At 66.2% G+C, this 12,189-nt stretch carries 11 protein-coding genes; 8 read left to right on the top strand and 3 right to left on the bottom strand.

The annotated features are described in order from the left end of the window. Nucleotides 1-61 precede the first annotated feature (61 nt). Complete coding sequence (metE, locus tag GJV26_RS12835; protein WP_155709146.1) at nt 62-2,473, bottom strand: 5-methyltetrahydropteroyltriglutamate--homocysteine S-methyltransferase; 2,412 nt, start codon at nt 2,471-2,473, stop codon at nt 62-64. Nucleotides 2,474-2,573: 100 nt separating this feature from the next. Here metE and GJV26_RS12830 point away from each other — a divergent pair, with 100 nt between their 5' ends. The 8 genes from GJV26_RS12830 (at nt 2,574) to GJV26_RS12795 (ending at nt 9,580) form a co-directional block, all read left to right on the top strand. Beyond that, nucleotides 2,574-3,482, top strand: coding sequence for a LysR family transcriptional regulator (locus tag GJV26_RS12830; protein ID WP_155709145.1), 909 nt, complete (start codon nt 2,574-2,576; stop codon nt 3,480-3,482). Between the two features lie 94 nt (nt 3,483-3,576). Next, nucleotides 3,577-4,053: a phasin family protein gene (locus tag GJV26_RS12825; RefSeq protein WP_155709144.1), complete on the top strand. Its 477-nt coding sequence runs from the start codon at nt 3,577-3,579 to the stop codon at nt 4,051-4,053. 61 nt (nt 4,054-4,114) lie between these two features. Continuing rightward, nucleotides 4,115-5,293, top strand: coding sequence for an acetyl-CoA C-acetyltransferase (locus GJV26_RS12820; RefSeq protein ID WP_155709143.1), 1,179 nt, complete (start codon nt 4,115-4,117; stop codon nt 5,291-5,293). A gap of 73 nt (nt 5,294-5,366) precedes the next feature. After that, nucleotides 5,367-6,107 (top strand): acetoacetyl-CoA reductase, encoded by a 741-nt coding sequence (gene phbB, locus GJV26_RS12815; protein WP_155709142.1) that lies wholly within the window; start codon nt 5,367-5,369, stop codon nt 6,105-6,107. A 98-nt stretch (nt 6,108-6,205) separates the two neighbouring features. Then, complete coding sequence (locus tag GJV26_RS12810) at nt 6,206-7,519, top strand: amino acid deaminase (RefSeq protein ID WP_155709141.1); 1,314 nt, start codon at nt 6,206-6,208, stop codon at nt 7,517-7,519. A gap of 10 nt (nt 7,520-7,529) precedes the next feature. Further along, nucleotides 7,530-8,483 carry a prolyl aminopeptidase gene (pip, locus tag GJV26_RS12805; RefSeq protein WP_155709140.1) on the top strand — a complete coding sequence of 318 codons (954 nt, stop codon included), beginning with the start codon at nt 7,530-7,532 and terminating at the stop codon, nt 8,481-8,483. A 98-nt stretch (nt 8,484-8,581) separates the two neighbouring features. Continuing rightward, a complete protein-coding gene (locus tag GJV26_RS12800; protein ID WP_155709139.1) occupies nt 8,582-9,034 on the top strand; it encodes a DUF2721 domain-containing protein in 453 nt (150 codons plus the stop codon). Nucleotides 9,035-9,127: 93 nt separating this feature from the next. After that, nucleotides 9,128-9,580: a hypothetical protein gene (locus GJV26_RS12795; protein WP_155709138.1), complete on the top strand. Its 453-nt coding sequence runs from the start codon at nt 9,128-9,130 to the stop codon at nt 9,578-9,580. A 36-nt stretch (nt 9,581-9,616) separates the two neighbouring features. Here the strand turns inward: GJV26_RS12795 and GJV26_RS12790 are convergent, their stop codons facing one another. Next, on the bottom strand, nt 9,617-10,261 hold the full coding sequence (locus GJV26_RS12790) for an SRPBCC family protein (RefSeq protein ID WP_155709137.1): 645 nt from the start codon (nt 10,259-10,261) through the stop codon (nt 9,617-9,619). Nucleotides 10,262-10,364: 103 nt separating this feature from the next. Further along, complete coding sequence (locus GJV26_RS12785; protein ID WP_155709136.1) at nt 10,365-12,074, bottom strand: cation:proton antiporter domain-containing protein; 1,710 nt, start codon at nt 12,072-12,074, stop codon at nt 10,365-10,367. Nucleotides 12,075-12,189 lie beyond the last annotated feature (115 nt).

Here is a 12,189-nt window from a genome sequence, read left to right as displayed (position 1 = left end):
GTCAAAAAACAATTATCGGTGAGGCATTTTCATGTGGCGGAACAGCCTCCCGGCCCTGCATTCATGCGGCTTGGACGGTACCGCCATTGCCTGCCGCGGCGTCCGATTCGATGCGCATCTGACGCGCCGCCCCGACCATGTTGCGCAGCGCCGCCTCGGTCTCGTTCCAGCTCCGGGTCTTCAGGCCGCAATCGGGGTTGACCCACAGCTGCTCCGGCGGGATCACCGAGCGCGCACGGCGCAGCAGCGCCAGCATCTCCTCGCGATCCGGCACGCGCGGCGAATGGATGTCGTAGACGCCGGGGCCGATGTCGTTCGGGTAGCGGAAGGTGCCGAAGCCATCGAGCAGTGCCATCGCCGAGCGGCTGGTCTCGATCGTGATGACGTCCGCATCGAGCGCGGCGATCTGCGGCAGGATGTCGTTGAACTCGGCGTAGCACATGTGGGTATGGATCTGCGTGCCGTCGCGCGCCACGGCGGCCGTGAGGCGGAACGCGCGCACCGCCCGGTCCAGGTAGGCGGCATGGCGCGCCTGCCGCAGCGGCAAGCCTTCGCGCAGCGCCGGCTCGTCGATCTGCACGATCGCGATACCGGCGTTCTGGAGATCGTCTACCTCGTCGCGCATTGCCAGCGCGATCTGGTCGGCGGTGTCGGCGCGCGGCTGGTCGTCGCGCACGAACGACCATTGCAGGATCGTGACCGGGCCGGTCAGCATGCCCTTCACCGGCTGCGCGGTCAGGCCTTGCGCGTAACGCGCCCAGCCGATGGTGATCGGCGCAGGGCGCGACACGTCGCCCCAGATCACGGGCGGCTTCACGCAACGCGAGCCGTAGGATTGCACCCAGCCGTTTCGCGTGAAGGCGAAGCCGGCCAGCTGCTCGCCGAAGTACTCGACCATGTCGTTGCGCTCGGCCTCGCCGTGCACCAGCACGTCCAGTCCCAGCGCTTCCTGCCGGCGGATCGCATGTTCGATCTCGGCGCGCATCGCCGCTTCATACGTTGCGGCGGCAAGCTCGCCGCGCCTGAACGCGGCACGGGCGGCGCGGATCGCCGGGGTTTGCGGGAACGAGCCGATGGTGGTGGTGGGGAAGGCTGGCAGGTTCAGCCTGGCGCCCTGCAGCAGCCGGCGTCCGGCAAAGGGCGACTTGCGCTGCGCGGCATTGTCCGGCAGCGCGGCCACGCGCGCCCGCACTGCCGCATCGTGCACGCGCGGGCTGGCGCGGCGGGTGGCGATCGCGGCGCGCGAGGCGGCCAGCGGCGCGGCCGCGGCTTCGGGATTGGCGATGGCAGTCTTCAGCAGGGCCAGTTCGTCCAGCTTTTCCCGGGCGAACGCCAGCCACGATGCCAGTTCCGGGTCCAGCGCCGTTTCCGGTTCCAGGCTGTAGGGCACGTGCAGCAGCGAACACGAGGTGGACAGCCACAACCGGCCGTTGCGCTTGTCCAGCACCGGCGCCAGCGTGGCCAGCGCGGCGTCGAGGTCGGTGCGCCAGATATTGCGGCCATCGACGATGCCGGCCGACAGCACCTTGTGCACGGGCAGCCAGTCGGCCACACTGGCCAGTTCGTGCGCGGCGCGCACGCCATCCACGTGCAGGCCGGCCACCGGCAGGCGACAGGCCAGCGACAGGTTTTCCTCCAGCGGCGAGAAGTACGTGGCCAGCAGCAGCGGCGCGCCGGCCTGGTTCAGCTGCCAGTAGGCGGTCTCGAACGCGCTGCGCCATGCCTGCGGCAGGTCGAGGCCGAGGATCGGTTCCTCGATCTGCACCCATGCCACGCCCTGTTCCTTCAACCGCGCCAGTACCTGGCCATAGACAGGTAGCAGGCGCGGCAGCAGGTGCTCCAGCAGATCGGGGCGCGACGAGCCGTCGGTGGCCTTGGCCAGCCACAGGAAGGTGAGCGGGCCGATCAGCGTGGCCTTGACGGCATGGCCCAGCGCGAGGGCCTCGGCGACTTCGTCGAACAGGCGTTCCGACGCCACCGAGAATGTGCTGCCGGCATGCAGTTCGGGCACCAGGTAGTGGTAGTTGGTGTCGAACCATTTCGTCATTTCCAGCGCCGGGCTGCCCTCGTCCCGGTCCGCGTGGCCATGGTGGCCGCCGCCGCACTGGCCGCCGCAGGTGCCGCCATCGGCGCCCGGGGCGGCAGCCGCGGCGCCGCCCGAGCGGCCGCGCGCCAGCGTGAAGTAGCGCGCCAGTGCCGGCTCGCTGCCATCGAAGCGGAAGCGCTCCGGCTCGCAGCCGAGCAGCGCTATATGGTTGGCCACGTGGTCGTAGAAGGCGAAGTCGCCGGCGGTCACGAAATCGAGGCCGGCGTCGCGCTGCAGCGCCCAGTGGCGTGCCCGCAGCGCGCGACCGACGGCTTCCAGTTCCGCGGCCGGCAGCTCGCCGCGCCAGTGGCGCTCCAGTGCCGTCTTCAGTTCGCGCTGGGCGCCGATGCGGGGAAAGCCGGGGATGTGCGTGTAAATGTTTTTCATGTCACAAGAATTAAATATTGGTGAAGTAGAGTGTGCGACAATGCCTTGCATAAGCCAAACGAAACATTTTGCGGTTTAACATGAAAAATATTCATTGACCATGCTGGAGATCCGCCATCTCCGCACCCTGTCCGCGCTGCGTTCGGCCGGCAGCCTGGTGCGCGCCGCCCAGTTGCTGAACCTCACGCAGTCCGCGCTGTCGCACCAGATCAAGCTGCTGGAAGACCGCTACGGCGGCCCGCTGTTCGAGCGCAAATCGGTACCGATCGGGTTCACCGCCACCGGTGCCCGGTTGCTGCGGCTGGCCGACACGCTGCTGCCGGAAATCGAGCAGGCCGAGCGCGACGTGGCGCGGCTGATGCAGGGCGACCAGGGCCAGCTGCGCGTGGCGCTCGAATGCCATACGTGTTTCGACTGGCTGATGCCGGTCATGGATGAATTCCGCAGGCGCTGGCCGGAAGTGGAAATCGACCTGGTCTCGGGCTTTCACAGCGAACCGGTCGAGCTGCTGCGCGCCGGCAACGCCGATCTCGTCATCGGTTCCGACTACAGCGCCCAGTACGCCACCTACCCGCTGTTCCGCTTCGAGATCCTGACGGTGATGGCGCAGAAGCACCGGCTGGCGAACCATCGCCGCCTGGCCGCCGCCGATTTCGAGGGCGAGACACTGATCACCTACCCGGTACCCGAGGAACGCATCGACCTGATCCGCGAAGTGCTGTGGCCGGCCGGAGTGCAGTACAGCCGCCGCACGGCCGAGCTGACGGTGGCGATCCTGCAGCTCGTGGCCAGCCGCCGCGGCATCGCGGCGCTGCCGAACTGGGCAATCAAGAACTACGTGGACTACGATTACGTGATCGCCAGGCCGGTCGGCGAAGCCGGGCTGTGGAGTGACCTGTACGTGTCGGTACCGGAAGCATTGCGGCAAAAAGCCTACGTGGCGGACTTCGTCAAGGTGATCCGCGAGCAGTGTGCCGCCTCGCTGGACGGCATTAAATTGCTCTCATGACGCAGAGTTTGATATTTATCAAACAACCAGTCACAGCCGCCAATTAGCATGAAAGCCTTTGCGTTACCTCAGCCGCTTCCGGAAAGGACGTTCTATGTTCATGCTGCCCAAGGATGTATCGACCCCATGGTCAACCGCGTTGCCAGCCCCATGGCCGAACGGGTTTGCCTCCGTGTTTTCCGCGGCATGGCCCGCTGCGCTGCCCGCGCAATTGCCCAACGCGTTGCCAACCGAGCTGTTCAATGCCACCCGCAGCCTGACCGAATCCCACCTGGCGGGCTGCAATGCGCTGCTGCAGGCGGCCGTCGACAGCGGCGCCAGCCTGTTCGGCCTGAGCGTGCATGCCGCCCAGGACGGGATCGCGGCCGCCAATGCGGCCTCGAGCCAGCTGCTGTTCGTGCGCGAAGTGCGCGACCTGGTCTGCCTGACCGCATCGCAATCGCAGCAAGCCGTGGAACGTGCTCAGCGGTATGGCCGCCAGGTAGCCGGCGTGGCCAACGAAGCCCACAGCCGCATAGGCGAGCTCAGCCGCGACTTTGCTGGTAGCTTGCCGCGCAACCCGATAGAATGAAAAGTAGTAGCGCTTCGACAACCCCTGCTGGCTTAGCTCGTCGGCACACTGGAGATAGTAAATGGAAGACGTAGTCATCGTTGCCGCGGCCCGTACCGCGGTCGGCAAATTCGGCGGCAGCCTGGCCAAGATTCCTGCGGCCGACCTGGGCGCGCACGTGATCAAGGGCCTGCTGGCGCAGACCGGCATCGATCCGAACCTGATCAACGAAGTCATCCTGGGCCAGGTGCTCACGGCCGGCGTGGGCCAGAACCCGGGCCGCCAGGCGGTCATCAAGGCCGGCCTGCCGAACGCGATTCCCGGCTACACCATCAACAAGGTGTGCGGCAGCGGCCTGAAGGCCACGTTCCTGGGCGCGCAGGCGATCAAGGCCGGCGATTCGGACATCATCATCGCCGGTGGCCAGGAAAACATGAGCGCCTCCCCGCACGTGCTGAACGGCTCGCGCGACGGCTTCCGCATGGGCGACGTGAAGATGACCGACACGATGATCGTCGATGGCCTGTGGGATGTATACAACCAGTACCACATGGGCATCACCGCCGAGAACGTGGCGAAGAAGTATGAAATCTCTCGCACCCAGCAGGACGAATTCGCGCTGCAGTCGCAGCTGAAGGCCGAAGCGGCGCAAAAGGCCGGCAAGTTCAAGGACGAGATCCTGCCGCTCGAGATTCCGCAGAAGAAGGGCACGATCGTGTTCGACAGCGACGAATACGTGAAGGCCGGTTCCACGATCGAAGGCCTGCAGGGCCTGCGTCCGGCGTTCAACAAGGAGGGTAGCGTTACCGCTGGTAATGCCTCCGGCATCAACGACGGCGCCGCCGCCGTGGTGCTGATGTCCGCCTCGAAGGCGAAGGAACTGGGCCTGAAGCCGCTGGCGCGCATCAAGGCTTACGCGTCGTCCGGCCTGGACCCGGCGTTCATGGGCATGGGCCCGGTACCGGCCAGCAAGCTGGCGCTGAAAAAGGCCGGCTGGTCGCCGCAAGACCTGGACCTGCTGGAAATCAATGAAGCATTCGCCGCGCAGGCGTGCGCCGTGAACCAGGAAATGGGCTGGGATACCAGCAAGATCAATGTGAACGGTGGCGCGATCGCCATCGGCCACCCGATCGGCGCCTCCGGCGCCCGCATCCTGGTGACGCTGCTGCACGAGATGGTGCGCCGCGATGCGAAGAAGGGCCTGGCCTCGCTGTGCATCGGCGGCGGCATGGGCGTGGCGCTGGCAGTCGAACGCGAGTAAGAGCTGGAAGAAGGGCCGCCGATGGCGGCCCTTCTGCTTCAAACGGAATTCGCTAACTAGAGGAGATAACAATATGGCACGAGTTGCATTGGTAACGGGCGGCATGGGTGGTCTGGGCGAAGCGATCTGCGTCAAATTGCTGGCACTGGGCTACAAGGTGGTAACCACGTATTCCCCGAACAATACGAAATACCAGGACTGGCTGGACAAGATGAAGGAGCAGGGTCACAACATTGCCGCCTATCCGGCCGACGTGGGCGACTACGATTCGGCGCAGGCCTGCGTGGCCGCGATCACGCGCGACATCGGCCCGGTGGACGTGCTGGTCAATAACGCCGGCATCACCCGTGACACGACGTTCAAGAAGATGGACAAGGTGAACTGGGATGCCGTGCTGCGCACCAACCTGGATTCCGTGTTCAACATGACGAAACCGGTAACCGACGGCATGACCGAGCGCGGCTGGGGCCGCATCATCAACATCTCGTCCGTCAACGGCCAGAAGGGCGCGTTCGGCCAGACCAACTATTCGGCCGCGAAGGCCGGCGTGCATGGCTTCACGAAGGCGCTGGCGCTGGAAGTGGCGCGCAAGGGCGTGACCGTCAACACGATCTCGCCGGGCTATATCGGTACCAAGATGGTCACCGAGATTCCGCAGGACGTGCTGGATTCGAAGATCCTGCCGCAGATCCCGATGGGCCGCCTTGGCAAGCCGGACGAAGTGGCCGGTCTGGTCGCCTACCTGTCGTCGGATGAAGCCGCCTTCGTGACCGGCGCCAATATCGCCATCAACGGCGGCCAGCACATGTCGTAAGCGCCTGGACCGCTTTTAGTCGGTCAAACCTGGGGACAGGCACGGTTCGGGGCGAATGCCCGGAACGGTGCCTGTCCCCGATTGCATCTGGAGAAGGAATGATCCTGCCCGACGGCGGCCTGCAACTGGCCGCGCTCGAAGAGCAAACACTGCAACCCGGCACGAAAGGCTTGCCGATCACGGAACCGCTGCGCCAGCACATGGTGGGCCTGCAGGGCTGGAACGTGCTCGATGCCGATACCAGCTTTCCGGTGGCCGTGCTGAAGACTTCCAGCCTGCTGCACAACCTCGACTGGATGCGCGGCTTTTGCGCGCGCTTCGATGCGGTGCTGGCCCCGCATGGCAAGACCACGATGAGCCCGCAGCTGTTCGGCGCCCAGCTGGCCAACGGCGCGTGGGGCATCACGCTGGCGACGGCATCGCAGGTGCTGGCCGCGGCGCGCTTCGGCGTGCGGCGCGCGCTGCTGGCCAACGAGCTGGTGGCACCGGCCGACATCCGCGCGCTGCTGGCGCTGCTGCGAAACGATCCCGGATTCGAGCTGTTCGTGCTGGCCGATTCGCCGGAGGGCGTGCGGCGGCTGGCGGAAGCCGCCGTCGCCGCCGGCATCGGGCGCCCGCTGCCGCTGCTGGTCGAGCTGGGCATCGCCGGCAAGCGCAGCGGTTGCCGCAGCACCGGGGAGGCGCTGGCGCTGGCACGCACGATCGCGGCATCTCCGGGGCTGCAACTGGCCGGCATCGAGGGTTACGAAGGCTTGCTGGTGAGCGACGACCGCGCCGCGGACCTCGAACGCGTCGACGCCTTCCTCGCGCAGATGACGGACCTGGCCCGGCAGCTCGACGCCGAAGCGCTGTTCGGCGGGCCGCGCATCCTGCTGTCGGCGGGCGGCTCGTCGTATTTCGACCTGGTGGCGAGCGCGTTCCGTGCGGTCGGTGACCTGTCGCGGCCGGTGCTGCCGGTGCTGCGCAGCGGCTGCTACCTGACCAGCGATCACGGCCACTACCTGCAACTGACGGCCGAGCTCGACGAGCGGGCCGGGCTCGGCGAAGGCTTGCGGCCGGCGCTCGAGGTATGGAGCGTCGTGCTGTCGCGGCCCGAACCCACGCTGGCGATCCTGTCGATGGGCAAGCGCGACGCGTCGTACGACCTGGGCCTGCCGCATGCGCTGGTGACGCACCGGCCGGGCGGGGCCGGTCCGGTGACGCTGCCGGACGGCGCGCGCATCGAGAAGATGAACGACCAGCATGCCTACCTGCGGCTGCCCGAAGGCAAGGACATGTGCGTGGACGTGCGCGTGGGCGACCTGGTCGGCTGCGGCATCTCGCACCCGTGCACCACGTTCGACAAGTGGTCCGTGCTGCTGCTCGTCGACGACGATTACAATGTGCAGCGTGCCATCAATACGCTCTTCTGAAAGAACCCTCATGTCCGATCCTTCTCCCTACCTGTTCCCGCCTGTCGCGCCGCTGCGCACCGGCATGCTGCAGGTCGACGCGCTGCACACGATCTACTGGGAAGAGGTGGGCAACCCGCAGGGCATTCCGGTAATCTTCCTGCATGGCGGACCCGGTGCCGGGCTGTCGGCGCAGCACCGGCGCTTCTTCGATCCGCGCCATTACCGCGTGATCCTGTTCGACCAGCGCGGCGCAGGCCAGTCCACGCCGGTGGGCGAAACGCGCCAGAACACCACGCAGCTGCTGGTGTCGGACATGGAGCAGCTGCGTGCACTGATGGGCATCGACCAGTGGCTGGTGTTCGGCGGCTCGTGGGGGTCGACGCTGGCGCTGGCCTACGGTGAAACACACCCGGAACGCTGCCTGGGCTTCGTGCTGCGCGGGATCTTCCTGTGCACGGCGCTGGAAATCGACTGGTTCATCGACGGCGCGCAGTGGTTCCACCCGGAGATCCACGAGGAATTCGCCGCGGCCATTCCGCCGGAGGAGCGGGGCGACCTGCTGCAGGCCTATTACCGGCGCATCATGGACCCCGATCCGGATATCTACTGGCCGGCAGTGCGGGCATGGAGCCGCTTCGAGGGCCGGCGCGTTTTCCTGATGCCGCAGCCGGAAGAACCTTCCTGCGACACGCTCGACCTGGGCCTGGGCCGGCTGGAGGCGCATTACATGGCCAACCTGGGCTTCTTCGAGGATGAACAGCTGCTGAAGAACGTGGAGCGCATCGCCCACCTGCCGGCGGTGATCGTGCAGGGGCGCTATGACGTGATCTGCCCGCCGTTAACGGCCTGGCGGCTGCACAAGCGCTGGCCGGGGTCGATCGTCAAAATGGTGCCCGATGCGGGCCACGGCGCGATGGAAACGGGCATCAGCCGCGAGCTGGTGGCGGCCACCGAGGCATTCCGCCGCTTTGGACGGTTTTGATGACCCGGCACGGTAACGTTGTCGCTGCCGTGCTGCGGCCCTGATACACTTGCGGCTGGAGCGGGCCATCGTCCCGCGGAGTGATTATTATAAATTCAATGAATATCCAGCTGGGCGATATCGGCCACATCATTCAACTGGCAATTGCGCCGGTTTTCCTGCTGAACGGCGTGTGCACGGCCCTGATGGTGCTGATCAACCGCCTGGCACGCATCATCGACCGCTCGCGCGTGCTCGAAGACCGCCTCGACATCGCCTACAACGACCATTACCTGACCGAGCTGGACGTGCTGTACCGCCGCTCGCACTACATCAACATGGCGATCACGCTGTCCACGCTGTGCGGCCTGTTCATCGGCATCGTGATCGCCCTGCTGTTCGTGGGCGATACCACCGACGTGACCCTCGACAAGTACATTGCCGGGCTGTTCGCGGCGTCGGTAGGCAGCCTGATCGCGAGCTTCGGCTTCCTGCTGCGCGAGATCTTCATCGCCTCGGCCGCCATGCGCGCGATGCGCCATGTGCGCCGGGCCCCCAGGGCCGGCGAATAGGCACGCGGTTTCCAGCCTCGCCACCGGGTCGCCCCGGGTTTTTACGACCTTTTGCCACGAATTTTACGAATCATTTCCGAATTATTTCCTATCATGCACGATTATCAACGCCCCCCGACCCTGCACCGCTACGGCCCGCGCAATGAACTGGACCAGGCGCTCAGCCTGGGGCACTTCGTGCTGCGGCCCGATGCGGGCTTCCTGACGCTGTCGTTCTCGCAGGCATGGAGCCGTGACCTGTTCGACCATTTCGGCGCCGATGCCTGCCTCGTCATTCATAATTCCGAGGAATTCGGTGAGCGCATCCACCGTGCCGTGCAGCGCACGCTGCCGAACTGGGCCGGCATCGACGGCGCCGTCGAGTATGGCAGCCGCGCCCGTCTTGGCTCGGCCTTCACGATGGCGGCCCAGGATGCGGCGGAACAGGAATGGAAATTCGCCTGGCGGCCGATGCACGCGCAGGCCAGCATGAACCCGGTGGTGATCCGGATCGGCAGCCTGGAGAATTTCGCCGAAGTACGGACGCGGGACCAGAACCTCGTGTAGGAAGCTGTGCTACCCGGCTACCCCGCCACCCAACGCTCAGCGCGGCGCCGGCAGCGCGGCAGCGCCGGTGCGGGCGATGTCGCTGCCGGCAACCGGCAGCGCGCGCGGCGCGATACCCTTGTCGAGCCGGGCGAGCACGGCACCCATCATCCGTTCGATGTCGCCGCGGATGATGTTCGTGCCGAGAATGCCCGGCACGTAGAAGTTGGGCATCATGCGGCCCGTGTACACCACGCGAGTGCCGCCCGTTTCCGGCACCGGTACCAGTTCCCAGCGTGATTCGTAGTGCTTCATGTCGCCGGAAATGAGCGCGATGTCGATCGACGACATGGGCTGCTCCGTGGCCCGCACGATCAGGTGGATCGACCGGGACATGAACAGGAAGCGCGCATTGCCGAACTGCTCGATGATCACCTCGTTGCCGTTACGTGAAAGCACGCGGCACGACACCAGGTCCGGCACGAATTCTTCCATCCGGTCGTAGCCGGTCAGGATGCGCCACACGGTGGGCAGCGGGGCCTGCACGGTACCGCTGGCATCGATCTCGTACATGTGGAGCGCATCCTGCATGATGCGTTTGACCGATACCTGCAGCTTGGGCGCGTCGGCGCGCGGGCCCTGCGCGAACACCAGCGCGGGCACACCAATCCCTAACAACAATAGCAGCAACAGTTGCCTCATGGTTCCAGCGTACGGCAAGCGACAGTGGAATACAAGGCTGGCAGACGTGTACCGTTAACCAGCGCACCCATGCTGTGCCACTTCTTACTGCCAGGTTCGCGGGTCAGTGTCCCGTGGGGTGCGGCTTGCGGAACGTGTCGATCACATAGTCGCTCATGCCATCGGCCAGCACGCGTTCGCCGATGAAGATCTTGCCCGCCTGTTCCTGCCGCAGCAGGTCGGCTTCTTCCTCGCTGTGGGTGCGCACGACGGTGCGGATGCCCGGGTTCAGCGCGCGGGCGGTTTCGATCATCGCGCGCACGTGGAAGGTATCCGGCGTGGCGATCACCAGCATGTTCGCGTGCGCGATGTGGGCCTGGATCAGCACCGCCGGATCGGCCGCATTGCCGGCCACGGCCGGGATGCCGTTGCGCCGCAGCTCATCGACCTTCTCGCGGTTCTGCTCGGCCACCACGTAGTGGATGCCGTTCTCGTTGAGCGTGCGGGCGATATGCTGGCCCACGCGGCCGTAGCCTACCAGTACCACCTGGCCGGACAGCTTGGTGCGCGCCGTGGTCATCGGCAATTCCGCCAGCGGGTCGGCCGGCCGGTCGAATTTCGCGGCCAGCAGCCTGTTCCTGCCGAGCCAGCGCTCGAGCGGCCCGGTGGCGGCGAACACCAGCGGGTTCAGGGCGATCGAGATGATCGCGCCGGCCAGCAGCAGGCTTTGACCGTCGTGCGGCATCAGCTTCAGCGAGATGCCCAGCGCGGCGAGGATGAACGAGAATTCGCCGATCTGCGCCAGGCTGGCCGATACCATCAGCGCCGTCTTGGCCGGATAACGCAGCAGCACCACCAGCAGGAACGCGGCCAGCGACTTGCCGAAAATGACGATCGCCACCACGGCCAGCAGTTGCAGCGGCTGTTCCATGATGATGGCCGGTTCGAACAGCATGCCGACGGAGACGAAGAACAGCACCGCGAACGCGTCGCGCAGCGGCAGCGACTCCTGGGCTGCGCGGTGCGCCAGTGCCGATTCGCGCAGCACCATGCCGGCAAAGAACGCGCCCAGCGCGAACGAGATGCCGAACAGTTTCGTGGCCCCGAACGCAATGCCGACCGCGGCCGCGATCACGCACAGCGTGAACAGTTCGCGCGAGCCGGTGCGCGCCACCTGCCACAGGATCCACGGGAACAGCTTGCGGCCCACCACCAGCATGAAACCGACGAAGATCGCCACCTTGCCCAGCGTGACGGCCAGCGTCCACCAGATGCTGGCATCGGGATCGACACCGGTCATGTCGCCGCCCAGCGATGGCGCCAGCGCGGGCAGCAGCACCAGGACGATCACGGTGACCAGGTCCTCGACGACCAGCCAGCCGACCGCGATGCGGCCGTTGAACGTGTCCAGGATGCCCCGTTCCTCCAGCGCGCGCAGCAGCACCACGGTACTGGCGACGGACAGCGCCAGGCCGAACACCAGGCCGCCGCCGATCGACCAGCCCCACCAGTGCGCCAGGCCCATGCCCATCGCGGTGGCGGCGCCGATCTGCAGCACGGCCCCGGGCAGCGCCACCTTGCGCACTTCCCACAGGTCGTCCAGCGAGAAATGCAGGCCCACGCCGAACATCATCAGCATGACGCCGATCTCGGCCAGCTGGCCGGCCAGCGCGGCATCGGCCACGAAGCCGGGAGTGGTGGGACCAAGCAGGATGCCGGCGGCGAGATAGCCGACCAGGGCGGGAAGTTTCAGGCGGGCGGCGATGAAGCCGAGGACGAGACCGAAGCCGAGCGCGGCCGCGATGGTGGTGATCAGGGTGACGTCATGGGGCATGCAGGCGGGGTTCCTTTCGGTGGCGTCGCGGAGTGGCGGATGCCGCCCCTTGCCGAAAGTATAAACTGTGCCGCCCGTCAACCCGCGGTAATACAACTGTGGACCTGCTGTGACC

Origin of the sequence: Pseudoduganella dura, from assembly GCF_009727155.1 — a bacterium.
Lineage (GTDB): Bacteria > Pseudomonadota > Gammaproteobacteria > Burkholderiales > Burkholderiaceae_D > Rugamonas > Rugamonas dura.
The sequence above is the reverse complement of the archived record's forward strand: the minus strand, read 5'-3'. Positions and strand labels throughout refer to the sequence as shown.